Annotated in this window: 22 protein-coding genes; 13 read left to right on the top strand and 9 right to left on the bottom strand. The window is 67.7% G+C overall.

The window, feature by feature from the left end; all coding sequences use genetic code 11:
* Positions 1 to 59: 59 nt before the first annotated feature.
* The 3 genes from DFP85_RS01200 to DFP85_RS01210 are packed head-to-tail and all read right to left on the bottom strand — an operon-like array spanning position 60 to position 3,423.
* Positions 60 to 1,022 (bottom strand): alpha-L-glutamate ligase-like protein, encoded by a 963-nt coding sequence (locus DFP85_RS01200; RefSeq protein WP_133634128.1) that lies wholly within the window; start codon positions 1,020 to 1,022, stop codon positions 60 to 62.
* A gap of 4 nt (positions 1,023 to 1,026) precedes the next feature.
* Complete coding sequence (locus tag DFP85_RS01205; protein WP_133634130.1) at positions 1,027 to 2,532, bottom strand: UUP1 family membrane protein; 1,506 nt, start codon at positions 2,530 to 2,532, stop codon at positions 1,027 to 1,029.
* A 39-nt stretch (positions 2,533 to 2,571) separates the two neighbouring features.
* Positions 2,572 to 3,423: an ATP-dependent zinc protease family protein gene (locus DFP85_RS01210; protein ID WP_133634132.1), complete on the bottom strand. Its 852-nt coding sequence runs from the start codon at positions 3,421 to 3,423 to the stop codon at positions 2,572 to 2,574.
* A gap of 313 nt (positions 3,424 to 3,736) precedes the next feature.
* Between DFP85_RS01210 and DFP85_RS01215 the strand changes: the two genes are divergently transcribed.
* The 4 genes from DFP85_RS01215 to DFP85_RS01230 all read left to right on the top strand — a co-directional run bounded on the left by DFP85_RS01215 (position 3,737) and on the right by DFP85_RS01230 (position 8,839).
* A complete protein-coding gene (locus DFP85_RS01215; protein ID WP_166644566.1) occupies positions 3,737 to 6,163 on the top strand; it encodes an outer membrane beta-barrel protein in 2,427 nt (808 codons plus the stop codon).
* Positions 6,164 to 6,362: 199 nt separating this feature from the next.
* Positions 6,363 to 7,610, top strand: coding sequence for a hypothetical protein (locus tag DFP85_RS01220; protein ID WP_133634136.1), 1,248 nt, complete (start codon positions 6,363 to 6,365; stop codon positions 7,608 to 7,610).
* Between the two features lie 73 nt (positions 7,611 to 7,683).
* Positions 7,684 to 8,136, top strand: a complete 453-nt coding sequence (locus tag DFP85_RS01225) for a hypothetical protein (RefSeq protein WP_133634138.1) — start codon at positions 7,684 to 7,686, stop codon at positions 8,134 to 8,136.
* A 160-nt stretch (positions 8,137 to 8,296) separates the two neighbouring features.
* A complete protein-coding gene (locus DFP85_RS01230; protein ID WP_133634140.1) occupies positions 8,297 to 8,839 on the top strand; it encodes a DUF3833 domain-containing protein in 543 nt (180 codons plus the stop codon).
* Positions 8,840 to 8,903: 64 nt separating this feature from the next.
* Here the strand turns inward: DFP85_RS01230 and DFP85_RS01235 are convergent, their stop codons facing one another.
* From DFP85_RS01235 to gorA, 5 genes are all read right to left on the bottom strand, one after another.
* Positions 8,904 to 9,314, bottom strand: a complete 411-nt coding sequence (locus DFP85_RS01235) for an ectoine synthase (protein WP_133634142.1) — start codon at positions 9,312 to 9,314, stop codon at positions 8,904 to 8,906.
* A 91-nt stretch (positions 9,315 to 9,405) separates the two neighbouring features.
* Positions 9,406 to 10,671 (bottom strand): diaminobutyrate--2-oxoglutarate transaminase, encoded by a 1,266-nt coding sequence (gene ectB / locus DFP85_RS01240; RefSeq protein ID WP_133634144.1) that lies wholly within the window; start codon positions 10,669 to 10,671, stop codon positions 9,406 to 9,408.
* 109 nt (positions 10,672 to 10,780) lie between these two features.
* On the bottom strand, positions 10,781 to 11,359 hold the full coding sequence (gene ectA, locus DFP85_RS01245) for a diaminobutyrate acetyltransferase (protein ID WP_133634146.1): 579 nt from the start codon (positions 11,357 to 11,359) through the stop codon (positions 10,781 to 10,783).
* A gap of 199 nt (positions 11,360 to 11,558) precedes the next feature.
* Positions 11,559 to 12,704: an RNA-guided endonuclease InsQ/TnpB family protein gene (locus tag DFP85_RS01250; protein ID WP_133634147.1), complete on the bottom strand. Its 1,146-nt coding sequence runs from the start codon at positions 12,702 to 12,704 to the stop codon at positions 11,559 to 11,561.
* A gap of 210 nt (positions 12,705 to 12,914) precedes the next feature.
* Positions 12,915 to 14,276, bottom strand: a complete 1,362-nt coding sequence (gene gorA, locus DFP85_RS01255; RefSeq protein ID WP_133634149.1) for a glutathione-disulfide reductase — start codon at positions 14,274 to 14,276, stop codon at positions 12,915 to 12,917.
* 159 nt (positions 14,277 to 14,435) lie between these two features.
* Here gorA and can point away from each other — a divergent pair, with 159 nt between their 5' ends.
* From can to DFP85_RS01300, 9 genes are all read left to right on the top strand, one after another.
* The gene (gene can / locus DFP85_RS01260; protein ID WP_133634151.1) at positions 14,436 to 15,086 is read left to right on the top strand and encodes a carbonate dehydratase; all 651 of its coding nucleotides are present in this window, start codon (positions 14,436 to 14,438) and stop codon (positions 15,084 to 15,086) included.
* A 146-nt stretch (positions 15,087 to 15,232) separates the two neighbouring features.
* On the top strand, positions 15,233 to 16,798 hold the full coding sequence (locus DFP85_RS01265) for an ABC transporter substrate-binding protein (protein ID WP_133634153.1): 1,566 nt from the start codon (positions 15,233 to 15,235) through the stop codon (positions 16,796 to 16,798).
* Between the two features lie 105 nt (positions 16,799 to 16,903).
* A complete protein-coding gene (locus DFP85_RS01270; protein ID WP_133634155.1) occupies positions 16,904 to 17,950 on the top strand; it encodes an ABC transporter permease in 1,047 nt (348 codons plus the stop codon).
* The gene (locus DFP85_RS01275; RefSeq protein WP_133634157.1) at positions 17,947 to 18,888 is read left to right on the top strand and encodes an ABC transporter permease; all 942 of its coding nucleotides are present in this window, start codon (positions 17,947 to 17,949) and stop codon (positions 18,886 to 18,888) included. Before DFP85_RS01270 ends, DFP85_RS01275 begins: the two co-directional genes overlap by 4 nt.
* A gap of 3 nt (positions 18,889 to 18,891) precedes the next feature.
* Positions 18,892 to 19,911, top strand: a complete 1,020-nt coding sequence (locus DFP85_RS01280; RefSeq protein ID WP_133634159.1) for an ABC transporter ATP-binding protein — start codon at positions 18,892 to 18,894, stop codon at positions 19,909 to 19,911.
* Complete coding sequence (locus DFP85_RS01285; protein ID WP_133634161.1) at positions 19,911 to 20,969, top strand: ABC transporter ATP-binding protein; 1,059 nt, start codon at positions 19,911 to 19,913, stop codon at positions 20,967 to 20,969. The genes DFP85_RS01280 and DFP85_RS01285 overlap by 1 nt, the downstream gene beginning before the upstream one ends.
* 64 nt (positions 20,970 to 21,033) lie before the next feature.
* Positions 21,034 to 21,984: a LysR family transcriptional regulator gene (locus DFP85_RS01290; protein WP_133634163.1), complete on the top strand. Its 951-nt coding sequence runs from the start codon at positions 21,034 to 21,036 to the stop codon at positions 21,982 to 21,984.
* A complete protein-coding gene (gene pepQ / locus DFP85_RS01295) occupies positions 21,981 to 23,300 on the top strand; it encodes a Xaa-Pro dipeptidase (protein ID WP_133634165.1) in 1,320 nt (439 codons plus the stop codon). The genes DFP85_RS01290 and pepQ overlap by 4 nt, the downstream gene beginning before the upstream one ends.
* Before the next feature lie 7 nt (positions 23,301 to 23,307).
* On the top strand, positions 23,308 to 24,348 hold the full coding sequence (locus DFP85_RS01300; protein ID WP_133634167.1) for a hydrolase: 1,041 nt from the start codon (positions 23,308 to 23,310) through the stop codon (positions 24,346 to 24,348).
* Here DFP85_RS01300 and msrA read toward each other — a convergent pair.
* Complete coding sequence (gene msrA, locus DFP85_RS01305) at positions 24,329 to 24,943, bottom strand: peptide-methionine (S)-S-oxide reductase MsrA (RefSeq protein WP_133634169.1); 615 nt, start codon at positions 24,941 to 24,943, stop codon at positions 24,329 to 24,331. The two genes, DFP85_RS01300 and msrA, sit on opposite strands and share 20 nt — an antisense overlap.
* Between the last annotated feature and the right edge of the window lie 30 nt (positions 24,944 to 24,973).

Here is a 24,973-nt window from a genome sequence, read left to right on the forward strand (position 1 = left end):
GACGGAAAGGAAGCGCCATTCTACGCGCCGGGCCGGCAAGGGGCCAGCCGCGGCCGCCGTCAGGCCGTCTCGCGAAGCTCGCTGGAGCGGGCGAAATGGTGCTGGGCGAAGGCGACCCTTTCCTCGGGCGCGACCCCCTCGGGCTGGCGTTCGATCAGGTCGAGGCGGGAGCGCAGCCCCTCGCCGTTGGCCATCTGGATCGCCAGCCCCGGACGGGCGTTGAGCTCGAGCAGCATGGGGCCGTGGTCCCGGTCGAGCACCATGTCGGTGCCGAGATACCCGAGCCCGGTCATCTCGAAACAGCCGGCCGCCAGCCGCAGCAGGGTGCCCCAGTCGCTGATCTGAAGGCTGGCGAGCTCGTGGCCGGTATCCGGATGGTCGTGGCGCGTGCGGTCGAACTGCACCCCGCGGATCGCGCAGCCGCTGGCGATGTCGATGCCCACCCCCACGGCGCCCTGGTGCAGGTTGGCCTTGCCGTCGGAGGCGGCGGTGGAGAGGCGCATCATCGCCATCACCGGATAGCCCTTGAAGACGATGACCCGGATGTCCGGTACCCCCTCGTAGGTGTATTCGGAGAAGGACTCGTCGAAGTTGATCAGCGCCTCGATCAGCGCCACGTCCGGGGAGCCCCCCAGGGAGTAGAGCCCGGAGAGGATATTGGAGACATGGCGCTCCACGTCGCCGAGGGTCAGCTGGGCGCCGCTGGGCTTGATGTAGCGACCGCCCTCGATCCGCTCGATGACCAGGATCCCCTTGCCGCCGCTGCCCTTGGCCGGCTTGATCACGAAGCCGTGGTGGCCGGTGAGCATGCTACCGATGTGCTTGACACCGAACTGGGTGGTCACGGTGCCGATCAGCGCCGGCGTGGTGATGCCGTACTCCTGGGCCAGCAGCTTGGTCTGGAGCTTGTCGTCCACCAGCGGATAGAGCCGGCGGTTGTTGTAGCGCCCGATGTAGCGAATGTTGCGCCGGTTCATGCCGATGATGCCCTTGGCATGCAGGCGGGCAGGGGTCGTCCACATGGGATCAGTCCTCCGTGACCGGCTTGAAGCGGCGCAGCTCGAGCAGGCGGTAGCCGGTGTAGTTGCCGAGCAGCAGGATCAGCGCCATCAGGATCAGCTGGACCCCGAGGAAGTTGAAGGTGATGTGGCGGATCCAGGGATTGTTCATCGCCAGGTAGGCCAGCACCGCGGTGAGCAGACTGCCGCCGCCCTGGATCAGCACCTGCTTGGGGCCTTCCTCCTCCCAGAGGATCGACATCCGCTCGATGGTCCAGGAGAGAATGATCATCGGGAAGAAGGTGATGGTCAGGCCGGCGTTGAGCCCGAAGCGGTAGGAGAGCACCGAGAACACCGAGATGATGGCGATGACCGTGATGATCACCGCCGTCACTCGCGCCACCAGCAGCAGGTTCAGGTAGGAGAGATAATTTCGGATCACCAGCCCCACGGCCACCACCAGCAGGAAGCCGACCAGCCCGGTGACCAGGGTGGTCTGGATGAAGGCCAGGGCGATCAGCACGGGCATGAAGGTGCCCGAGGTCTTGATGCCGACCAGCACCCGAAGGATCACCACCATCAGCGCGCCGATGGGGATCAGCAGGATGGTCTGGAACAGCGCCTGGTCCTCCAGGGGCAGGCTGTGGATCGAGAAGTTGAGCAGGGTGTCATCGGCCAGCTGGCTGCGCACCGCCGCCGCCGCCGGCTGGTTGCGGGAGAGCATCGAGAAGCCGACCCGCGAGTCGCTGCCGCCCTGGACCTCGAGCACCGCCTGCCCGGCCGACTCCCAGAGCAGCAGGTTGTCCGGCCGCCCGCGGGTCCCGGTGCGGGGGTCGAACAGCGCCCACTCCTCGTCGTCGAAGACCTGGATCCAGGAGGTCAGGCTCTGCCGCCGGCGCCCGTGCTCGAGCAGCAGGCCGCTGACCTCGCGGGCCGGCACGCCGGCCTGGTTGAGCAGGCGCACCAGCAGCGGGGTGCGGTCGAACTGGGTCAGCAGCAGGCGGGCATTCTCGCCCTGGCGCTCATCGGTGAAGTCGGTGATCAGCTCGCGTGCAAAGGTGAAGGGGTCGGCGCTGCGTGACCAGGCCCGCTCGATCACCTGGCTGGCCGCGGTGTCGTAGGGGGTCTCCCAGACGATGTCACGACGCAGGGGAGGGGACTCGATCGCCGGGTTCTTCGACTCCGGGGCGACCAGTGCCTGGACGCTGTAGTAGAGCTGCTGGTCGCCGGTAGCCTCGCGCGTCGACCACTCCGCACGCCGACCGCCATCCTCCTCGAGGAAGGCGAGCCCGTAGCCGGGGGAAGCGGTGTGTTCGGTGAGGATGCGATACCCCTGCTGGCTCGAGGGCAGTGCCATGTTGACCTTGGCCGGCCCGTCATCGGCGGTGAAGTTGACCTGGGCCTCGATCTCCCAGACCTGGCGCTGCTCGCCGGGCGTCCAGGGGACCTCGAACTGCACGTGCCGGTGGATGCTCAGGGCGACACCGGCCACCAGCAGGAAGGCGACGATCAGGTAGAAGGGCAGTCGTGACATGGGTCTTCCTTGATGGGGCTTGGATCAGGCGTGACAAGGTCACTCTTCGGCTTCTTCTTCATCGCGATCGGCGGCCTCGTCGGCGCCGGCCTCCTCTGCCGGACGCCCGCCCGGGAACTCGGGGCGCTCATGAAGGTACTGCTGGGCCACGTCGATGACGGCGATGTCCATCAGGAAGCGGCGACCCAGCAGCACCGGATGGTCCAGGTGAGTACGGTCATTGAGCGTGAACTGCACCGTCTCGCGCAGCGGTCCCAGGGTCATCAGCAGGCTGATCACCGGGCGCGAATCCTCGCCGGAGGCCTGGATGATGCGTACCCGGCGCTCCACCGGGGCCTCGATCCACTCGTCGCGAACGCTGTCGACCACGCTGTCGGCCTCGTTGAGCCCGAGCTTGAAGCGCACCCAGTTCTCGCCGTCGCGCTCGAAGCGGGTGATCTCGGTGGCCGACAATGACGAGGTGGTGGCACCGGAGTCGATGCGCGCCTTGAGGTAGGTGCCGACACCGGGCAGGCCGATCCATTCGCTGCGACCCAGGATCTCCTTGTTGTCCAGGCGCGTCGGGCCGTCGCTGCACTCGCGGGTCGCCTCGGGCTGGTCGTCGGGGCGGCCGAGCTGAGCCACATCGCCCCGCAGCTGCCGCAGCAGGCTGCCGACCTCGCGCACGTCCGCCGAGAGCGCCTGTTGCCGCTGCAGTTGCTGGTCGAGACGGGCCTGCTGGCCGGTCACGCAGCTGGCGGTGACCGTACCTTCCAGCCGGTCGATGCGCGCCTGGAACTCGTCGCTGGTGACGGGCGGCGGCGGGGGCTCGCGTTCGGGCAGCAGGGTGCAGCCGCCTAGCAGCAGGGTGGCAAGAAGCAGGGTGCCGACAGAGGGCAGACAGTGGCGCATGAACAGGGCTCGAGCGTCAGGATGATGCGTGATGATAAGGAGTCGCCTCCAGCCTTGTCCAACGTGGACGGGACGCGACAGCATGATTATAGTCGGCCCGGAGAGATCTCCCATGACCATTATTTAACATAATATACATTATGCGAACCAAAGGGCGTATACACTTCCGAGACCTTTGATGCCGGTCAAGATGCCTGTCGAATCGCGTGAAACCGCTACTTCATCAGGCAATGCCTGGACTACCCTGCGCCTTGGGGCGTTGGCCCGACGCTCGCCGTCAGGGCTTCAACAAGGATCATGCAAGGGGATCACGATGCAGACAAGGAACCGGCAACCCGCGTTCGTCCTGCTGCCGCTGGTGCTGGCAGTGTCGGCGGCCAGCCACACCCAGGCCCAGGAAGCCAGTAACGGGACCGACTGGAGCCATGATGTGGGCGTCACGGTGGGCAGCGAGTACAACGACAACATCTTCTACGAGCGCGAGAATCGCACCTCCGATACCATCACCACCGTCTCGCCCCGCGCCGAGCTTGTCGGCAAGGGGCAACGCCACGAGATCCGTGCCTTCGGCAGCGCCGAGCGCGGCAAGTACCAGGAGTACCAGGACGAGAACTATACTGACTGGCGCCTCGGCAGCGAGGGTCGCTATGCCTACAGCGAGGACGGCAGCCTGTTCGGCGGTGTCAATCTGGCGCGTGGCCACGAGGAGCGCTCCTCGCCGGACGCCGTGAACGGCGAGGAACCGACCCTCTATGATCGCCTGGGCATCTTTGCCGGGATCAACCATCGGTTCGGGCGTATTACCAGCCGCGTCGGCGGCACCTTCGAGACCCTGGACTTCCAGGACGTGGACGCCCTGGATGGCCTGAGCATCGAGAACGACGACCGTGACCGCGACCAGGCCACCTTCGGCGGGCGTTTCGGCTACCGCCTCGACGCCTCCCGGGAACCCTTCTTCCAGGTCGCCGCGGACCTGCGCGACTACGACCAGGCCGTGGACATCGACGGCTTCGACCGCGACTCCGAGGGCGGCAGCGCCGCCGTGGGCCTGCTTCTCAAGCCCTCCCCGGCGCTCGATGTCGAGCTGCTGGCCGGCTGGCTGGAGCAGGACTACGACGCCCCCGACCTCGAGGACGTCGGTACCTGGGACCTGGGGGGCGAGCTCTCCTGGCGCCCCCCGGGTTCCCCGACGCGCGTCAGCGCCCGGCTCGACCGCAGTGTGCAGGAGACCACCGTGCGCGGGGCCTCGGCCAACCTGCGCACCGGCGCAGGGGTCCAGATGACCACCGCGATCCGCCCCGACCTGACCCTCAGCACCCGGGCGAGCTACAGCGACCATGATTACCAGGGTGTGGCGCGCAACGACAACCTGCTGGACCTCGGGCTCGGCCTGCGCCACTACCTCAATCCGCACCTCTTCGTCGGCATGGACTACGACTTCCTGCAGCGCGACTCCAGCCTCCCGGCCGAGGACTTCGACAATAACCGCCTGATGGTCAGCCTCGGCACCCAGCTCGCCAGGGGCTACGAGGACGCCGAACTGCTGGCCGCGGCCCGCGATACCGACCTGCTCCTTGATGGCTACCTGGGCCTCCAGGCGGGCTACGGCGAGACCGGTACCGCCCAGGCCGGACCCCGCGGCGCCAACGGCACCCTGCTCGCCGACTTCCGCGATGCCGGCGGCAGCCTGGGGCTCTTCGGTGGCCCCGCCCTCACGCTCGGCGACTGGCGCCTGGCCGTGGAGCTCGAGGCCGAGGAGGCCGATACCGAGTGGTCCCACGAGCGTTCCGGTGGACGCAACTTCTCGGTGGAGAAGCAGCGGGAATACGGTGCCGGGCTGCGCATCGGACGCCTGCTGGCCGGCGACAACGAGGTGTACGGTCGCCTGGGGCTGGTGCGCGGCCGCTTCGACCTGGCCTTCGAACAGGAGGGCGAGAATGACGACCAGAGGGAGTGGCTGGACGGGCGCCGCCTGGGCGGTGGCCTGGAGGTTCCGCTCTCCACCGCCCTGGGGCTGCGCATGGACTACAGCTATACCGACTACGAGGACCTCGACATCGGGGTCGGCGGCGAGCGCGATGACTTCGCCCAGGAGGAGAGCCGGATGCGCCTGGGGCTGGCCTGGCATCCCGGGCGCCAGGCCAGCCAGCGTTCCTCGGCCGCACCCGAGGCCCATGACGGCCTCTATCTCGGCGGCCAGGTCGGCTACGTCAGCCTGATCACTGATCTCAAATCGCCGCGCACCGAAACCTCCGAACTCGAGGCGCGCTTCGGTGACTCCGGTGTCCTGGCGGGCCTGCATGTCGGCTATGGCCAGACCTTCCAGCGCTTCTACCTGGGGGGCGAGCTGGCGGCCGAGGTCAGCGACGTGACCTGGAACCACGAACGCCAGCCCACCGGCCGCACCTACTCGGTGGACCGCGAGTCGAGCCTGAGCCTGGCCCTGCGCGCCGGCTACGTGATCGACAGCGGCGCCCTCCTCTACCTGCGCGGCGGCCCTGCCTGGACGGACTTCGAGACCCGCTATGCGCGTGGCGATCAGCGAGTACAGCTCGACGAGACAGAGCAGGGCTGGCAGTTCGGTGGCGGGATCGAGGTGCCCCTGCGCGAGCGTCTGCGCCTGCGCATGGACGTCAGCCATACCCGCTATGACGACGTCGAGGTCGACTACGGCTCCGGCATCGACACCCTGGACAGCGAGGAGAACCAGGCGAGGCTGGGCATGAGCGTCCGCTTCTGAGCGGCCTGGGCGAGGCCATGTCGGACGCGGGCCCGAGGCCCCGTCCGGCACCGGTGCACCCCTCTTTAATGATTGAATCGGATATTGATATGCATCAATAGCATTTTCCAGTAAGGCGCCCATACTTTGATTACTGGCACTCCGCAACCACAGCTCTACCAGTTCACGGTTGGTTGGACTGATACTCCTGGAGTTAGACATGACAACGTTACGCAAGACTCCCTCCCTCACTCGCCTGGCCACCCTGACCGGTGCGGCCGTACTGCCGCTGGTGGGGGCCGCCATGCTCGGTTCTGCCGTCGTGCCCGAGGCGGGCTTCTTCATCCAGAGCGCCGAGGCCCAGCAGGGCCAGGGCCACGGTGGCGGTCGCGACGACCTGCTCAACGTCGGCAAGGGCAAGGGCAACGGCTTCGGCGCCGGCGGCCAGGGCCGCTCGCTCGAGTCCGATATCTTCCGCGATGACGCCGCCGGTGGCCCGCCGGAGGGCAAGGGTCAGGGCCAGGGTGGAAGCGGCAGCGACCGCGGCGGCCAGCCGGAGGGTGCCGGCAGCGGCGGCGGCCCGGACAGCGGCAAGGGCGGCGACTATGGCGATATCGTCATCATCCTGCGTGACGACGACGGCACGCCGATCCTTGATGAAAACGGCAATATCCAGCCCTGCCTGGATGCGGCCTGCGAGACCTACACCCAGCTGGTGGAGGTCGAGGAAGGCGACTACGAGATGCCGGAAGGCGTCATCGCGGTGGAGTTCGGTCGCCTCAACGTGGCGCGCTCGCCGGATAGCGTGGTCGAGCACTCCCTGGCCGAGCTGCTCTCCAAGCTGGATGGCCAGACCATCACCGCCGACACCCTCGACGAGATGACCGATGACTCCGGTCGCCTGCTGGTCACCAACGACGATGGCACCATCTCCACCATCGACTCACCGCTGGAGAACTTCGCCCTCTACGTGGCGCTGATCGAGGCCGCCGGCAGCGATCCGGATGCCGAGAGCTACGAGCTGACGATCACCACCAATCCCATGGGTGATGATCCGGCCGAGACCTTCACCATGACGGTGGATGCCGACGTGGTGCTGACCCTTGCCGCCTCGGCCTTCTCGGCCGCCTCCGACAAGTACGGCGACCTGACCGTCGACGAGATCATGAACATCACCAGCTTCGTGGACCTCGACGACGAGCTCTCCGCCCTGGTCGATTCGGACAGCTACTCCTACAGCCGCAAGGACCTCTATGGCGACATCACGGTCACGGTACTCAAGGAGGTCGTGATCGACGGCACCACCTACTACCAGCCCACCGAGGTGGCCCTGCTCGACGAGGTGGTGTTCAACACCGTCCCGACCATCGAGGACGACGCCAACGGCATCGATGTCTTCACCCAGCAGGCCGACGACGCCGTCCAGGTGCTGGAGTACATCCACGACTACGGCATCGACGCCGAATAGGCGTCACCGCGACCCGGCAATGGCAGACGGCGGCCCCCACGCGGGGCCGCTCCTGTCTCGACAGGAGGCATCCATGAAAGAATGGCACTACCCTGCCCTGCGTCGTCGCCTGATGGCTGGCCTGCTGCCGCTGGCCCTGGCCCTGACGGTGCCCGCCGGCCTCGCACAGGCCGACGCCTTCACCCCGGTGCCCAGTGACCAGCGCCTGCTGGCCCAGCACAGCGATCATACCGACACCCATGCCGAGGGGGATGACCACGGCTCGGGCGGCAAGCACGGTGGCGGCGGCCAGGGCCAGGGCAAGCGCCTGGGCAAGGGCGCCGGCACCGGCGAGGCCCGCGGCGGCCACTCGGCGGAATCCGATATCTTCCGCGACCGCGGCTTCGGCCAGGGCGGCCCGCCCGAGGGGCGCGGCGAGCACGAGGATGGCGAGGAGCACGACCACGAGGATGGCGAGGAAGGCGGCGGCCCGCCCGAGGGTCGCGGCGAGCACGAGGATGGCGAGGAACACGACCAGGAGGCGTGACGGGTTGCCCCTCGCGAGATGACACGACACCGCCCGGCGGGCCTCGGCCCTCGGGCGGTGTCGTGTCATCTGGCCCCTTCCGGTCACGCCTCCGCGCCTATGGCGCCGGCGTCGCTGATCCGCTAGCCTTCCTGTACAAACCCTTTTAATGGAACTCTAAATGTACAGGAAATGGCTTCTCCGCCTGGCCATGCTGCTGCTTTCCCTGGGGCTGCTGGCCGGCTGCAGCAGCGTCGATATCGAGCGCTACGCGGGCACCACGCCGCGCCTCGACATCGGCGACTACTTCGACGGCAGGACCCGCGCCTGGGGCATGGTGCAGGACTACCGCGGCGAGGTGCAGCGCCGCTTCACCGTGGAGATCGACGGGCGACTCGAGGGCGACACCCTGACCCTGGACGAACGCTTCACCTACGACGACGGCGAGACCGACCGCCGCGTCTGGACCTTCGAGCGCCAGGGCGAGGATCGCTGGATCGGCCGCGCCAATGACGTCGAGGGCACGGTGGAGGCGCGCCAGGCCGGCCACGCCTTCACCATGCGCTACCGGCTGCCCGTCGAGATCTCGGGACGCGAGATCACCTTCACCCTGGACGACTGGATGTACCTGCAGCCCGACGGGCGGCTGATCAACCGGACCGCCATGAGCAAGTTCGGGGTCACCCTGGCCGAGATCACCATCGTCTTCGAGCGGGCCCCCTGACGAGAACGCCCCCGGCTCGCGTGAGCCGGGGGCGTCGCAGGACCTTCTCGACAGCGCTGGGCGATCAGAGCGGCTTCTTGTCGTCGGCCTCGGACGGCGCGTAGGAGCCATCCTCGCGGTGCACCTCGTTGCCGGTCAGGCCCGGCGTGAAGACGCAGGCCAGGTGCATGGTCTTGCTGGCGCGCAGCAGATGTTCGTCGTGCTGGTCGAGGATGTAGATGTCACCCGGCTTGATCGGCCAGATCTTGCCGTCGGCCAGGGTCTCCACCTCGCCCTCGCCCTCGATGCAGTAGACCGCCTCGAAGTGGTGCTTGTAGTGGATGTGGGTCTCGGTGCCTTCGAAGATACGCGTGATATGGAAGGAGCAGTTGCCGCCGTCATCGGCCAGGCTCAGCCGGGTGCTGTCCCAGTTGCCGTTCTCGGCCTTGACCAGGCGGTCGGTCTTGCGGGCTTCCTCGAGGTTGCGAACGATCATGGAGTCTCTCCAGTGGTGTCAGTGACGGACCGGCCGGCCCCTGCCGACCGGTCGATGACCGGGTCGCCCTCAGGGCGACCCCCTCAGCGTATCAGCTAAGCGCCTGCTTGGTGCTGGTCTCGAGGATATCGAGGCCCTTTGCCAGTTCCTCGTCGGTGATGGTCAGCGGGCAGAGGCACTTGACCACCTCGCCGTCCTGGCCGCTGGTCTCGATGACCAGCCCGTTCTCGAAGGCCTGGTGGGTGATCTTGTCGGCAATCTCGCCGCTGCCCACGTCGATGCCGCGCATCAGGCCACGACCCCGCTCGGAGGCCTCGATGCCCAGCTCGCGGAGCATGCCGGCGATCTTCTGGAAGCGCTTGGCGACCACCTCGCCCTTGCGCGCCACGTCCTGGGCCAGGGCGTCGTCGCTCCAGTACTGGCGCAGCGCGGCGGCCGCGGTGGTGAAGGCCAGCGCGAAGCCGCGGAAGGTGCCGTTGTACTGGCCGGGTTTCCAGACATCGAGCTCGGGGCGCACCAGCACCTGGGAGAACGGCAGGCCCAGGCCCGAGAGTGACTTGGAGTTGGTGACGATGTCGGGGACGACGTCGGCATGCTCGAAGCTGAAGAACTTGCCGGTGCGGCCGCAGCCGGCCTGGATGTCGTCGACGATCAGCAGGATGTCGTGGGCGTGACAGATCCCCTCGAGGCGCTTGAGCCACTCGAGGCCGGCGACATTGATGCCGCCCTCGCCCTGCACCGTCTCGACGATCACCGCCGCCGGGATATCCAGGCCGCCGGACTTGTCGCCGAGCAGCTTCTCGAAGTAGTCCAGAGTGTCGGCGCCCTCGCCCAGGTAGCCGTCGAAGGGCATGAAGCTCCCGCCGACCGTGGGCACGCCGCCGGTGGCCTCGCGGAACTTGCGGTTACCGGTGGTGGCCAGCGCCCCCATGGTCACGCCGTGGAAGCCGTTGGTGAAGGTGACGATGTTGTGGCGGCCCTTGGCATTGCGCGCCAGGCGAATGGCCGCCTCGACGGCATTGGTGCCGGTCGGTCCGGGGAACTGGACCTTGTAGTCCAGCCCGCGCGGCTTGAGGATCACCTCCTCGAGGGCCTCGAGGTAGTCCCGCTTGGCGGCGGTCCAGAAGTCCAGGCCATGGATGATGTTGTCCTCGGCCAGGTAGTCGAGCAGCGCCTGCTTGATGTGCGGGTTGTTGTGGCCGTAGTTCAGGGTGCCGGCACCGGCCAGGAAGTCGATGTACTCGCGGCCTTCCTCGTCGGTCAGGCGCGCATTCCGGGCCTTGGTGAAGACCACCGGAAAGGAGCGTGAATAGGTCCGGACTTCGGACTCCATGCGTTCGAGGATCTGGGTCTGCATGTGCGACCTCCTGTTGGCAATAGAAAGGGATCAGGACGCGCGAGCGCGGCTGACGGGTGTGGGGACACCTGCCGCCAGGCGCAGCAGGCGCGAGAAGAAACGGGGGTGCTCAGATGCGATCGGTCTGGAAGGGGCCGATGCGCACGAGGTTTTCCGGGTCGTGCTCGCCACCGAGCTGGTCGGTGGAGAAGTACTCGCGGCTGTTGAGCGGTGCCTGCCAGCGTTCGGCAAGCCGCCGGAACAGGCCCCAGGAGGCCTGGTTGTCGGGGGTGATGGTGGTCTCTAGGTGGTGGACCTCGGCCATCTCCGGGCGGGTCATCACGGCTTCCACCAGGCGCCGGGCCAGGCCGGTGCCGCGCGCCTTCTCGCCGACCGCCACCTGCCACAGGAAGTAGGTGTCCGGGGCGTTGCTCTTCACGTAGCCAGAGACGAAACCGACGATCTCACCCTCCTCGTTGGTGGCCACGGCACAGCTGTCGCGGAACTGGGTCGCCAGCAGCAGGTAGGCATAGGCGGAATTGACGTCCAGCGGGGGGCAGGACTTGACCAGCTCGTAGATGCCCCAGCCGTCATCGGGGTTGGGCTTGCGGATGAACAGCGGATAGGCCTCGTGACCGACCACGGCGTCCGCCACGGTGGGGCGTGCCAGGTCGGCGGAGGGTGTGAAGGGCTCGGTGGTTGCGTTCATTGTCATGGTTCGCTGTAGCGAATTTGGAGGGAGTATAACAGCGGCTTATCGGCAATTCAAAACCATGATTATCCTGGCGACACGGATCCATAATGGAAAATTATGCTGGGCTATCCGCTCCCGCCAGTCGAGCCGCTCCTCTTTGATAATAGCCCACTCCGTTGACTGCTCCTCTCCCTGAAGGGAGAGGATTCCCAATTCACCGAGAACCGGACACGGAGACGGGCTCCATGCCGCTTACATTTTCTCCAAGGGCTAACACCGCCAGCCCGGCGGCTTTGATGTTGATCGCGGCGTTGATGTCGCGATCGTGTTCAGCGGCGCACTCGGGACACGTCCAGGCGCGAACCTGCAACGGCATCTCGGGCATCACATGCCCGCAGGCGGAGCAGTGCTTGCAGGAGGGATACCACGGGTCGATGGCCGACAGTTGCCGGCCTGCCCAGGCCGCCTTGTACGCCAGCTGCCTGACAAACTCGCCCCAGCCCGCATCGCTGATCGACTTGGCCAACCGAGGGTGGCGCAGCATGTTCTTCACCTTCAGGGACTCGACGCAGATCACTTGGTTCTCGTTGACGATCTGTCGGGACAGCTTGTGCAAGCGGTCCTTCCGGCAATCGGAGATCTTGGCGTGAAGGCGCGCCACTTTCTGCCGGGCCTTGGCACGGTTCTTCGAGCCGAGCGTCTTCTTGCTCAGCCGACGCTGTGCCTTGGCAAGACGGGTCGCGTATTTCGCCGTATGACGGGGATTGCCGATTCGATGCCCGTCGCTGGTGACGAACAGGTCTTTCAGGCCGAGGTCGATGCCCACCATCTTAGGCGTGACGGGCAGCGTCTCGGGGTTGAACTCGCACAGGCAGCTAACGAAGTAGCGCCCCGCCGAGTCCTTCGACACAGTCACAGTGGTCGGTTCGCTGGGCAGTTCACGGCTCCAGCGTACCGGCAGCGGCGCCTGGCACTTGGCCAGGAACAGTTGACCATCCCGATACTTGAACGCCGAGCGCGTGAACTCCGCCGACTGGCGGTGTCGCTTGCTCTTGAAGTTCGGGTAGCGGGCGCGGCCCTCGAAGAAGTTCTTGAAGGCGGTCTGCTGATGGCGCAGGCACTGCTGAAGCGGGACCGAGCTGACCTCATTGAGGAAGGCGGTGTCTTCAGCTTTCTTCATCCGCGACAGCTCCGCGTTCGCCGCCACGTAGCCGATCTTCTTTCGGCGTTCGCGAAAGGTATCGGTGCGATAGCGAAGCACCGCATTGTAGACGAAACGCACACACCCAAACGTCCTGGCCAGGAGTTGCTCCTGTTCTGGCGTCGGGTAGAAACGATATTTGTAGGCACGTTTCGTCATGCCTATTACTGTATAAATAAACATGCATAGATAGCAACCACCTGAGAAGGAGGCAGCGAGAACAGGGTCGTCCTGGCGGACGACGCGCTATCCCTACCCGAACTAGAAGTACGGGGTATCTCGCGCAAATTCCGATGACGTCGGTGGCCCGAAACGCCGCGGGCCACCCCTCCGGGTGGCCCGCGGCGATGCCCGAGACATGGAAGGGGCTCAGCGCCGGGTCGGTGCACGCATGGTGACGAACTCCTCGGCGCCGGTGGGGTGGATGCCCACCGTGGCATCGAAGTCGGCCTTGGTGAGCCCCGCGCGCACGGCCACGGCGAGGCCCTGTATCACCTCGCCGGCCTCCTCGCCCACCATGTGGGCCCCCACCACCACGTCGCTGGCGTCATCGACGACCAGCTTCATCAGGCAGCGCTCGCTGCTGCCGGAGAGGGTGTGCTTCATGGGGAGGAAGTCGGCGACATAGACGCGGATCTCGCCACACGCCTCGCGGGCCTGCTCCTCGGAGAGCCCCACCGTGCCGATGTTGGGGTGACAGAACACCGCCGTGGGGATGTTGCGGTAATCAAGCGCGGCCGGCTCGGCCTCGTCGAAGTGGTACCTGACCAGCTGCATGGCCTCGGCGAGCGCCACCGGGGTCAGCTCGAGGCCACCGGTCACGTCACCGATGGCGAGGATCGAGGGAACCGAGGTCTCGAAGCGCTCGTTGACGCGCAGGTGGCCGCCGTCGGTCAGCGCGATGTCGAGGCAGTCGAGGCCCAGGCCCTCGAGATGGGGGCGGCGGCCGGTGGCGGCGAGGACCGCATCCACCTCCAGCTGCTCGCCGTTGGTGAGGCTCACCCTCAGCCCCTCCTCGACCTTCTCGATCGAAGCGATATTGGCCTCGAAGTGCAGCTGGACGCCCTTCTTGGCCATCTCGTCGCGGGTGAATTCGCGCACCTGCTGGTCGAAGCCGCGCAGGAACAGATCGCCGCGGTACACCAGGTGGGCATCGCTGCCCAGGCCATTGAAGATGCTGGCGAACTCCACGGCGATGTAGCCGCCGCCGAGGACCAGGAAGCGCTCGGGGAAGGCCTCGAGGTCGAAGACCCGGTTGGAATCGACCACGTGCTCGTTGCCCGGGAAATCCGGCACCCAGGGCCAGCCCCCCACCGCGACCAGGATCTTCGCCGCGCTCAGGGTCTCGTCGTTGACGCTGACATGGTGCGCATCCAGCACCTTGGCGCGGCCGTTGATCAGGCGCACCCCGGCGGTGTCGAGCAGGCGACCGTAGATGTCGTTGAGCCGCTTGATCTCGCCGATCTTGTTGTCGCGCAGCGTGGCCCACTCGAAGCGCGGAGCCTCGGGCAGGTGCCAGCCGAAACCGCCGGCGTCCTCGAAGGCCTCGTGGAAGTGGGCGGCATAGGAGTAGAGCTTCTTGGGCACGCAGCCCACGTTGACGCAGGTGCCGCCCAGGTAGCGATCCTCCGCCACGGCGACCCGCGCGCCGGTGGCGGCCGCGGTGCGGGCAGCGCGAACGCCACCGGACCCCGCCCCGATCACGAAGAGGTCATAGTCGAAGTCTGACACGCAAGTCTCCTGTCGAAGGTCGAGCCGTGTCGGCCCGTCGGTGAATCTCGAGGCGGATCATACCAGCCGAGGCGACCCCCCGGGAGAGCGGTTGACCACCTCGGCAGGCGAGGTTACAAGGGGGACCGTTCTTGCCTGCCATGCCTACTGGAGCCCGCCATGAAACAAGAGATCGAGAGACTGCTGGCCAACAACCGCAGCTGGGCGGAGAAGATGTGCCGGGACGACCCGGACTACTTCGCCCGCCTGGCCCGCCAGCAGAGTCCCGACTACCTGTGGATCGGCTGCTCCGACTCCCGCGTGCCGGCCAACCAGATCATCGACCTGCCGCCGGGCGAGGTGTTCGTCCACCGCAACGTCGCCAACCTGCTCCACCACAACGACATGAACGCCCTCTCGGTGGTGCAGTTCGCCGTGGACGTGCTCAAGGTGCGCCACATCATGGTGGTCGGCCACTACGGCTGCGGCGGCGTGCGGGCGGCCGTCGCCGGCGGCGAGTGCGGCATGGTCGACTACTGGCTGCACTCGGTCCGCGAGCTCTACAGCCGCCACCGCAGTGCCCTGGAAGCGCTGCCCCTGGAGGCACAGGTCGATCGCATGTGCGAGCTCAATGTCGAGGCCCAGGTCAACAACCTCTGCCGGACGAAGATCGTCCAGCGCGCCTGGCAGCGTGGCCAGTCGCTCTCCGTGCATGGCTGGGTCTACGGGCTGAGCGACGGCCGGGTCTCCGACCTCGACTGCAGCGTCCACGGTCTCGACCAGGTCGCCACCCTCTACCGCATCGACCGCATCACCCCTGCCGGAGACTGAGCCAGGGCCCATCCGGCGAGGCTCATTCACCGGGCGCATGGCCCCTCTCACAATTTCGATTGTGCCTCCATGCCCGGGGTCACTATGTTGTTGGCTGGACCTTCACGGTCATCACCAACAACAAGTCAACCGGCATGGAACGACACATGACTCTCAAGAAGACCCTGCTGGCGAGCGTGATCGGCGCCGCCATGACCACCGCCGTGCTGCCCTCCGTGGCCAGCGCCGAGACCACGCTGCGCATGGCCTACGATGCCGACCCGGTATCCCTGGACATCCACGAGCAGCTCTCCGGGGGGATCCTCCAGCTCTCCCACATGACCTTCGACCCCCTGGTGCGCTGGAACAAGGATCTCTCCTTCGAGCCGCGCCTGGCCACCGGCTGGGAGCAGGTCGACGACACCACCCTGCGCATGACCCTGCGTGAAGGGGTGGAATTCCACAGCGGCAACGCCTTCACCGCCGAGGACGTGGTCTGGACCGTCGAGCGCCTCAAGCGCAGCCCGGACTTCAAGGCGATCTTCGAGCCCATCGAGAACGTCACCGCAGTCGACGAGACCACGGTGGAGTTCAAGACCGCCGAGCCCTACCCGCTGCTGCTCAATCTCGCCACCTACATCTTCCCGCTGGACAGCGAGTTCTACAGCGGCACCGACGCGGACGGCGACCCCAAGGACGAGATCGTCAAGAACGGCAACTCCTTCGCCTCGGCCAACCTCTCCGGCACCGGCCCCTTCACCGTGGTCGAGCACCAGAAGGGTACCCGCATGGAGTTCGACCGCTTCGACGGCTACTGGGATGAGGAGTCCCCCGGTAACGTGGAGCACATCGTGCTCACCCCGATCAGCGAGAACGCCACCCGCGTGGCCGCCCTGCTCTCCGGCGACGTGGACTTCATCGCCCCGGTGCCGCCCAACGACCTGGACCGGATTCGCGAGGACGAGGAGGTCAAGCTGGTGACCATGTCCGGCACGCGGATCATCTTCTTCCACATGAACCAGGAGCGCGTCGAGGCGTTCCAGGATCCGCGGGTCCGCCAGGCCTTCGCCTATGCGGTCAACCAGGAGGGCATCGCCGATCGCCTGATGAAGGGCTTCGCCACCCCGGCGGCGCAGTTCTCACCGCAAGGCTATGCCGGCCATGTCGAAGGTCTCGAGCCGCGCTACGACCTGGAGAAGGCCAAGGCGCTGATGGAAGAGGCCGGCTACGCCGACGGCTTCGAGATCTCCATGATGGCGCCCAACAACCGCTATGCCAAGATCGCCCAGGCGGTGGCCGCCATGCTGGCGCGCATCAACGTCACCGTGGACCTCAAGACGCTGCCCAAGGCCCAGTACTGGGGCGAGTACGACGACCGCGCCGCCGACATGATGCTGATCGGCTGGCACGCCGACACCGAGGACAGCGCCAACTTTCACGAGTACCTGACGGCCTGCCCGGATGCCGACAGCGGTGCCGGCCAGTACAACGCCGGCAACTACTGCAACCCGGAGCTCGACAAGCTGGTGGCCGAGGCCAACCTGGAGGTCGACCTCGAGAAGCGGGCCGAGATGCTGCAGCAGGTCGAGCAGACCCTGCATGACGAGGCGGCCGTGGTGCCCCTGCACTGGCAGGACCTGGCCTGGGCCTCGGCGGACAACGTCATGATCGAACCCATCCTCAACGTGATGAACTTCCCCTACCTCGGGGACCTGGTCATCGAGGACGAGTAAGCCTCCCTCGCGCCGGCCCTCGCGGGCCGGCCATCCGAAACCTGACCCCTGTGACGCGCTCGCCAGCCGAGTGCGTCACCGCGTGTTGCACACGGGACGCCAGCCATGATCGCCTTCCTGATCAAGCGCTTCTTCCATGCCCTGCTGGTGATGTTCATCATCAGCGTCATCGCCTTCGCGATCCAGGACAACCTGGGCGACCCCATCCAGCAGATGGTCGGCCAGTCGGTCCCCGAGAGCGAGCGCGAGGCCCTGCGCGAGCAGCTGGGCCTCAATGACCCCTTCCTGGTCCAGTACCTGCGCTTCGCGGGCAATGCCCTGCAGCTGGACTTCGGCTACTCCTACATCTTCAACCAGCCCACCACCGAGGTGATCCTGCGCCACCTGCCGGCGACCCTCGAGCTGGTCTTCGCCACCACCCTGCTGATCGTGCTGTTCTCGGTGCCGATCGGCGTCTACAGCGCGATCCGGCCCCGGGCCTGGCTGTCGCGCTTCTTCATGGGGGTGTCGATCATCGGCATCTCCATCCCGGTCTTCCTCACCGCCATCATGCTGATCCAGCTGTTCGCCATCGGCGTCTCATGGTCGCCCTTCCCCGCCGATACCGGCTGGGGGGCCTGGCTCAACGACCTGGTCAGTACCGAGGGCGGGATGCCGGCCTACGGACGCGGCAACCCGGTGCCCGTGTTCGGCACCTGGGCGACCAACTTTGCCTCCCTCGAGGGCCTCACCTACCTCGTGCTGCCGGCCATCTCGCTGGCCTCGATCATGCTGCCGCTGTTCATCCGCCTGATCCGCGCCGAGATGCTCGAGGTGCTGCAGTCCGAGTACGTGAAGTTCGCGCGCGCCAAGGGCATCTCGCTGCGCCGCATCTACTTCCTGCACGCGCTGAAGAACACCATGCTGCCGGTGATCACCATGGGCGGGGTGCAGATCGGCACCCTGGTGGCCTATACCATCCTCACCGAGACGGTCTTCCAGTGGCCGGGCATGGGGCTGATGTTCCTCAATGCCATCCAGCGTTCCGACGTGCCGCTGATCATTACCTACCTGATGATCGTGGGGCTGATCTTCGTGATCACCAACACCCTGGTCGACCTGATCTACGGCCTGGTCAACCCCACCGTCAAGCTGACAGGGAAACCCGCATGACAACCACGACCCCCCGGGTGGCGAGCCGCTGGTCGCGCTTTCGCGGCTCCTACCTGCTCTACAGCTTCAAGCGTGACCTGATCGCCCAGCTGAGCCTGGTGGTCTTCATCGCCCTGGTCGCCGTGGCGGTGCTGGCCCCGTGGCTGGCGCCCATGAACCCCTATGACCTGGCGCAGATCGACATCATGGCCTCGGAGCTGCCGCCCTTCTGGGTCGAGGGCAGCGACCCGACCTATCTGATGGGCACCGACGCCCAGGGCCGCGACCTGCTCTCCACGATTCTCTACGGCGCCCGGGTATCGCTGATCATCGGCTTCGGTGCGGTGGCCCTCCAGGCGCTGCTGGGCGTCAGCTTCGGGCTGCTCGCCGGCTACCTGGGCGGTCGCGTGGATGCCTTCCTGATGCGCCTGGCCGATATCCAGCTGTCGTTCTCCACCCTGATGGTGGCCATCGTGGTGGGCGCCCTGGTCAAGGCAATCTTCGGCGGCGCCACCTTCAGCGCCTATGCGGTGCCGCTGCTGGTGCTGATCATCGGCCTGGCCGAATGGCCCCAGTACGCGCGCACGGTGCGCGCCTCGGTGCTGGCCGAGCGCCACAAGGAGTATGTCGATGCGGCCCGGGTGATGGGCTTCACCAGCCGGCGGATCATGTTCCGCCATATCCTGCCCAACACCCTGTCGCCGATCTTCGTCATCTCCACGGTCCAGGTGGCCAACGCCATCATCTCCGAGGCGGCGCTCTCCTTCCTGGGCCTCGGCATGCCCGAGACGCAGCCGTCGCTGGGCTCGCTGATCAAGTCCGGCTTCGACTACCTGCAGTCGGGCTCCTGGTGGATCACCCTCATCCCCGGCCTGGTGCTGGTGGTGCTGGTGCTGGTGATCAACCTGCTCGGCGACTGGCTGCGCGACGTCCTCAACCCGCGACTCTACAAGGGCTGAACCATGGCACTCCTCGACGTAAACCATCTCGACGTGCGCTTCGCCCTTCGCCGCGGCGATGTCCAGGCGCTGCGTGACGTCAGCTTCAGCCTCGAGCGCGGCGAGCGCCTGGGGATCGTGGGCGAGTCCGGCGCCGGCAAGTCGGTGGCGGCCTTCAGCCTGCTCAACCTGATCGCCAAGCCGGGCTACATCGCCGGCGGCAGCATCCACTTCGACGGCCGGGACCTGACCCGGATGAGCGACCGGGCGCTGCGCCATGTCCGCGGCCACCGCATGTCGATGATCTTCCAGGATCCGATGATGACCCTGAACCCGGTGCTCTCCATCGGCGACCAGATGGTCGAATGCCTCAAGGCCCACCGGCGCATCTCGACCCGCGAGGCCCGGGCGATCGCCCTGCGCAAGCTCGAGCAGGTGCAGATCCCCTCGCCCGCGGCGCGCCTGGACCAGTATCCCCACGAGCTCTCCGGCGGCATGCGCCAACGGGTGATCATCGCCATCGCCCTGCTGCTCGATCCCGACATCATCATCGCCGACGAGCCCACCACCGCGCTGGACGTGACCATCCAGGCCGAGATCATGGCGCTGCTGCTGGAGCTCTGCGAGAAGCACAACGTCGGCCTGATCCTGATCACCCACGACCTGGGCGTGGTCAGCCAGGTCACCCAGCGCATGCTGGTGATGTACGCCGGACGAGTGATCGAGCAGGGTCCGACCCGGGAGATCATCAACGCCCCCCAGCATCCCTACACCCAGGGGCTGATCAACGCCCTGCCCCAGATGGCCACCCCGGGCAGCCGGCTGAACCAGATCCCCGGCAGCATGCCCTCGCTGGACAACCTGCCGAGCGGCTGCGCCTTCCACCCGCGCTGCGGCTTCGTCGAGCGCGCCGATGGCACCACCCGCCGCGCCTGCATCGACGAGGTGCCCGGTTTCGTGACCTCCGGCAACTGCCGGGTCGCCTGTCACATGGTCGCCGAGATGCTCGACCGCGAACGCATCCCGGCCGAGGAGATTCGCTGATGAGTTCCACCGCCCCCGCCCAAGCCCCTGGCCAGGCCCCCGAGGCGGCCAGCCCCCTGCTGGAGATCCGCGGGCTGGAGAAGCACTTCTCGCTCTCCGGGGATTTCCTCGAGCAGCTCAAGTTCAGGAAGGGCCGGATCGTCCGCGAGCAGAAGCACGTGCATGCCATCAACGGCGTCGACCTGGATATCCAGCGCGGCGAGGCGCTCTGCGTGGTTGGCGAGTCCGGCTGCGGCAAGTCCACGGTGGCCCGCACCGTGATGGGCCTGCTCCACCCCAGTGCCGGCGAGATCCGCTACGACGGCCAGCGCATCGACGACCTCTCCCACAAGGCGCTGATGCCCTACCGCCGGCGCATGCAGATGATCTTCCAGAACCCCTATGCCTCGCTCAATCCGCGGATGACCATCCAGCAGACCCTGGAGGAACCGATTCGGCTGCACCACCCGGACTGGTCACCTCAGCGCGTCAAGCAGCAGGTGGCCGAGGTGATGGCCTCGGTGGGCATCGCGGCCGACTGGGGGGCACGCTACGGCCACGAGTTCTCCGGCGGCCAGCGTCAGCGCATCGCCATCGCCCGCGCCCTGGCCGTCGACCCGGAGTTCATCGTCGCCGACGAGCCGATCTCGGCGCTGGACGTGTCGATCCAGGCCCAGGTGCTGAACCTGCTGATGGAGGCCCAGCAGCAGCGCAACCTGACCTACCTGTTCATCACCCATGACCTGGCGGTGGTCGAGCACTTCGGTACCCGGGTCGCGGTGATGTACCTGGGGCGAGTCTGCGAGGTGGCCCCGACGGCGACGCTCTTCGCCCGGCCGCGACACCCCTACACCCAGGCCCTGATGTCGGCGATTCCGCGCCTGGAGGACGACCGGCCCCAGCACATCCGCCTGGAGGGGGAAGTGCCCACGCCGGTCAACCTGCCCTCGGGCTGCGTCTTCCACGGCCGTTGCCCCCATGCCGATGAGCGCTGCCGGCGCGAGATCCCGGCGCTGATCGCCACCGCCGACGGCGGCCAGGTCGCCTGTCACGCGGTGGAGGAAGGGCGCATCGACTGAGGCCCGCCACGCTATGGCACAATGCCGGGGCCGAGACACGGCCGCGGCACGCACGAGGACCGACATGGAACTGCGCTGGCTGGAAGACTTCATCGCCCTGGCCCGGACCCAGCACTTCTCCCGGGCGGCGGAGGAGCAGAACGTCACCCAGCCGACCTTCTCGCGACGCATCAAGCTGCTCGAGGAGGAGATGGGCACCACCCTGGTCAATCGCCAGACCCTGCCGCTGTCGCTGACACCGGCCGGGGAGGAGTTCCTCGGCCTTTGCCAGGAGGTCACCCGACGGGTGGCGGCGACCCGGCAGCGGCTGGTTCACCTGGCCGAGGAACAGGCCGGACAGCTGCGGCTGGCGGCGCCGCAGAGCCTGCTGGCGCACTTCCTCCCCGGGTGGCTCGCCGGCTGGGCCTCGCCGCCCCCGCTGACGCCCTACCTGCGTGCCACCGGCTGGCTGGCCAGCGACTTCTTCGAGGCCCTGGCCCGCGACGAGTGCGACCTGGTCCTCTGCTACTGGCCGGCCGGCGCCTGCCCGCTCATGCCCGAGACCGAGGGGCTCGCCCATCACTGCCTGGGCCACGAGCGAATGATCCCGACCTCGCTGCCCGAGGCCGACGGCCGCCCGCGTTTCGCGCTTCAGGCCGGGGCCCGCTTCACCCTGCCACTGATCGCCTACCATCCCCGCGGGCTGATCGACCTGGCCCTGCGCAGCCACCTGGATGAGCTGCCCGGGGCACCGCGCTTCAGGGTGCTCCACGAGAGCATCCAGAGCGGCAACATCCGCGAGCTGGTCGGCCTGGGCTATGGCCTCGGCTGGCTGCCCGAACGCACCGTGCGCGACGACCTGGCCGCCGGCCGCCTGGTGCGGGCCGGCGATGCGCGCTGGGAGGTGCCTCTCGAGATCCGCCTCTTCCGCCGGCGCGGTCACGGCCCTGTCGTCCTGGAGGCCCTCTGGGAGGCGCTCGCCGGCGGCGCCGCCCATCCCCGTTACACGCCGATCCCCTCACCGGAGTCCCCATGACCGCTCCTGTCACGCCCTCACGGCTCGCCCCCCTGCAACGCCACCACCTGGCGTCCCTGCAACGGGCCTACAGCGAGGTGCTCACGCGCCTCGGGCTCGACGGCGTCCTGCTCTACAGCGGCCACCCCCGCCGTCACTTCGCCGACGACCAGGAGGCGAGCTTCGCCGCCTATGGCCACTTCATGCACTGGACCGGCCAGGCCGACCTCGCACGCAGCTGGTTGCTGATCCAGCCGGGCCAGCGACCCAGGCTCAAGGTCCATGCCCCGGACGACTTCTGGCACCTGCCGGCCCACCTGCCCGACGAGGCCTGGGTGGAGACCTTCGACATCGAGATGGGCCGCGACGATGCCCCGCCGGCCCTGCCGGCCGGTCGCTTCGCCGTGCTCGGTGACGTGTCGGCGACGCTCGCCGAGGCGCTCGGTGCCGACCGCAACCCTCCGGCCCTGGTGGGTGCGCTGGACGAGGGCCGCGTCCGCAAGAGCGACTACGAGATCGCCTGCCTGGGCGACGCCAACCGGCAGGCCATGGCCGGCCATCGCGCCGCACGGGATACGTTCCTGGACGGTGGCGCCGAGCTCGATATCCAGCTCGCCTACCTGGGCGCCTCCCGCCAGCGCGAGACGGCCCTGCCCTATGCCAGCATCGTCGGGCTCAACGCCCACGGCGGCGTGCTGCACTACCAGCACTACGACAGCGTCCCTCCCTTGAGGCGGCACAGCCTGCTGCTCGACGCCGGCCATCGCCAGCGCGGGTATTGTGCCGACATCACCCGCACCTGGGCGGGGCCCGATGCCGTCCCCGCCTTCGCGGCGCTGATCGAGGGGGTCACGTCGCTGCAACGCCAGCTGATCGGCGAGCTGGCGCCAGGGGTCGACTATGTCGCGCTGCACCGGCGCATGCACCGGGGCCTGGGAGAGCTGCTGGCCGACCAGGGCCTGGTGCACTGCACGCCCGAGGCGGCGGTGGACCAGGGCATCACCCGGGCCTTCTGTCCCCATGGCCTGGGCCATTCGCTGGGCCTGCAGGTCCATGACGTGGCCGGCCGGGCGGACGGTGCGGGGCGGCCATTGCCGCCGCCCGAGGCAGACCCCGCCCTGCGCCTGACCCGGGAACTGGAGGCCGGCATGGTGGTCACCATGGAACCCGGACTCTACGTGATCCCCATGCTGCTGGCTCCGCTCAGGGAGGGCGCGGCGGGCCGCGACATCGACTGGCCGCGGGTCGAGCGCCTGGCCGACCACGGCGGCATCCGCATCGAGGACAACCTGGTGATCACACCCACCGGCCATGACAACCTGACCCCGCCCGAGTGACCCGCCGATGGACGCGACCTGGCACGCTGCCGACTTCCGCCCGCCCCCGGGGCTTTCCAACCGGCACGTCCAGACCCTGCTGCCCCGCTGCCTGCCGCGACCGGCGGTCGATGCCGACACCGAGATCCTCGAGCTGCCGGACGGGGACTTCGTCGAGCTGGCCTGGGCGCGACCGCAGCCTGACCGGGCCGACGCGCCCATCCTGCTGCTCTTCCACGGGCTCGAGGGCTCGCTGGCATCGCCCTATGCCCGCCAGCTGCTGCACGCCGCCGCTGGCCTCGGCTGGCGTGCGCTGCTCATGCACTTTCGCGGCTGCGGGGCCATGCCCAATCGCCAGCCCCGGGCCTACCACAGCGGCGACACCGCAGATGCCTACTGGCTGATCGGCCAGCTGGCCCATCGCTATCCCCGCGCCCTCAAGGTCGCCGCCGGGGTCTCCCTGGGGGGCAACATGCTGGTCAAGCTCGTCGCGGAACAGGGTGGCGACGGGCTCGACCTGGCCGGCGCCATCGTCATCAGCGCGCCGCTGGAGCTCTCGGCCTGTGCCGACACCCTGCGCCATGGCTTCGCCCGGATCTACGAGCGACACCTGCTCGGCTCGCTGAAGCGCAAGATGGCCCCTCGCCTGGCCCGTGGCGAGCTGCCGCTTTCGCTCTCGCCACGGGAGCTCGACGCCCTGGCGAGCCTGCGCGCCTACGACGAGGCCGTGACGGCCCCCCTGCACGGCTTCGGCGGCGCCGAGGACTACTACCGCCGCGCCTCCGCCGGCCGCCTGCTCGGCGAGGTCGAGCTGCCGATGCTGATCCTGCATGCCGACGACGACCCCTTCATGCCGCCGGCGCTGTTCGAGAGGCTGCCGGCGCCCTCCCCCTCAGTGCGCGTGGAGCTCGCCCGCCAGGGGGGCCATGTGGGCTTCGTGGAGTGGCGCGGCGGAGGCCTGCACTCCTGGCTGGCCCGCCGGGTCGCCCGCCAGCTCGAGGCGTGGGGGCGCCCCGAGGGGCTGGCGGGCTGGTCCACGGGGCAGGCGATCAGCCGATCGGGCAGCTGACGCCGGTCCCCTTCAGGCCGCAGTAGCCCCCGGGGTTCTTCGCCAAGTACTGCTGGTGGTACTCCTCGGCGTAGTAGAAGGCCTCGAGGGGCTCGATCTCGGTGGTCACGGGGCCCGTGCCGCTGCGCGACAGCGCCTCGCCGTAGGCCTCGCGACTGCGTTCGGCCGCCTCGCGCTGGCCAGGGGTGGTGGTGAGGATGATCGAGCGGTACTGGCTGCCGATGTCATTGCCCTGGCGGTGACCCTGGGTCGGGTCATGGGCCTCCCAGAACACCCGCAGCAGGGTCTCCAGGTCGACCCGGCGGGGGTCGAAGACCACCCGCACCACCTCGGCATGGCCGGTGCGTCCGCTGCAGGTCTCCTCGTAGGTGGGATTCGGGGTCACGCCGCCGGCGTAGCCCACCGCGGTGACGTGCACGCCCGGCAGCTCCCAGAAGAGCCGCTCGGCTCCCCAGAAGCAGCCCAGGCCCAGCACGATCTCTTCCATGCCCTCGGGCCAGGGGGGCTGCATGGCCTGGCCGTTGACCAGGTGGGTCCCGCTGATCGGCAGCGGCGTGTCGCGCCCCTGGGGCGCGTGGTCGGGATGCAGTGGCATGGGTGGGGCTCCATCGTCCGGTGGATTGTC

The organism is Halomonas ventosae, from assembly GCF_004363555.1.
Lineage (GTDB): Bacteria > Pseudomonadota > Gammaproteobacteria > Pseudomonadales > Halomonadaceae > Halomonas > Halomonas ventosae.

Excerpts from the sequence above, each read along its gene's own strand:
- DFP85_RS01200 (WP_133634128.1), bottom strand. The coding sequence starts at position 1,022 with ATGTGGACGACCCCTGCCCGCCTGCATGCCAAGGGCATCATCGGCATG.
- DFP85_RS01205 (WP_133634130.1), bottom strand. The coding sequence starts at position 2,532 with ATGTCACGACTGCCCTTCTACCTGATCGTCGCCTTCCTGCTGGTGGCC.
- DFP85_RS01210 (WP_133634132.1), bottom strand. The coding sequence starts at position 3,423 with ATGCGCCACTGTCTGCCCTCTGTCGGCACCCTGCTTCTTGCCACCCTG.
- DFP85_RS01215 (WP_166644566.1), top strand. The coding sequence starts at position 3,737 with ATGCAGACAAGGAACCGGCAACCCGCGTTCGTCCTGCTGCCGCTGGTG.
- DFP85_RS01220 (WP_133634136.1), top strand. The coding sequence starts at position 6,363 with ATGACAACGTTACGCAAGACTCCCTCCCTCACTCGCCTGGCCACCCTG.
- DFP85_RS01225 (WP_133634138.1), top strand. The coding sequence starts at position 7,684 with ATGAAAGAATGGCACTACCCTGCCCTGCGTCGTCGCCTGATGGCTGGC.
- DFP85_RS01230 (WP_133634140.1), top strand. The coding sequence starts at position 8,297 with ATGTACAGGAAATGGCTTCTCCGCCTGGCCATGCTGCTGCTTTCCCTG.
- DFP85_RS01235 (WP_133634142.1), bottom strand. The coding sequence starts at position 9,314 with ATGATCGTTCGCAACCTCGAGGAAGCCCGCAAGACCGACCGCCTGGTC.
- ectB (WP_133634144.1), bottom strand. The coding sequence starts at position 10,671 with ATGCAGACCCAGATCCTCGAACGCATGGAGTCCGAAGTCCGGACCTAT.
- ectA (WP_133634146.1), bottom strand. The coding sequence starts at position 11,359 with ATGAACGCAACCACCGAGCCCTTCACACCCTCCGCCGACCTGGCACGC.
- DFP85_RS01250 (WP_133634147.1), bottom strand. The coding sequence starts at position 12,704 with ATGACGAAACGTGCCTACAAATATCGTTTCTACCCGACGCCAGAACAG.
- can (WP_133634151.1), top strand. The coding sequence starts at position 14,436 with ATGAAACAAGAGATCGAGAGACTGCTGGCCAACAACCGCAGCTGGGCG.
- DFP85_RS01265 (WP_133634153.1), top strand. The coding sequence starts at position 15,233 with ATGACTCTCAAGAAGACCCTGCTGGCGAGCGTGATCGGCGCCGCCATG.
- DFP85_RS01270 (WP_133634155.1), top strand. The coding sequence starts at position 16,904 with ATGATCGCCTTCCTGATCAAGCGCTTCTTCCATGCCCTGCTGGTGATG.
- DFP85_RS01275 (WP_133634157.1), top strand. The coding sequence starts at position 17,947 with ATGACAACCACGACCCCCCGGGTGGCGAGCCGCTGGTCGCGCTTTCGC.
- DFP85_RS01280 (WP_133634159.1), top strand. The coding sequence starts at position 18,892 with ATGGCACTCCTCGACGTAAACCATCTCGACGTGCGCTTCGCCCTTCGC.
- DFP85_RS01285 (WP_133634161.1), top strand. The coding sequence starts at position 19,911 with ATGAGTTCCACCGCCCCCGCCCAAGCCCCTGGCCAGGCCCCCGAGGCG.
- DFP85_RS01290 (WP_133634163.1), top strand. The coding sequence starts at position 21,034 with ATGGAACTGCGCTGGCTGGAAGACTTCATCGCCCTGGCCCGGACCCAG.
- pepQ (WP_133634165.1), top strand. The coding sequence starts at position 21,981 with ATGACCGCTCCTGTCACGCCCTCACGGCTCGCCCCCCTGCAACGCCAC.
- DFP85_RS01300 (WP_133634167.1), top strand. The coding sequence starts at position 23,308 with ATGGACGCGACCTGGCACGCTGCCGACTTCCGCCCGCCCCCGGGGCTT.
- msrA (WP_133634169.1), bottom strand. The coding sequence starts at position 24,943 with ATGCCACTGCATCCCGACCACGCGCCCCAGGGGCGCGACACGCCGCTG.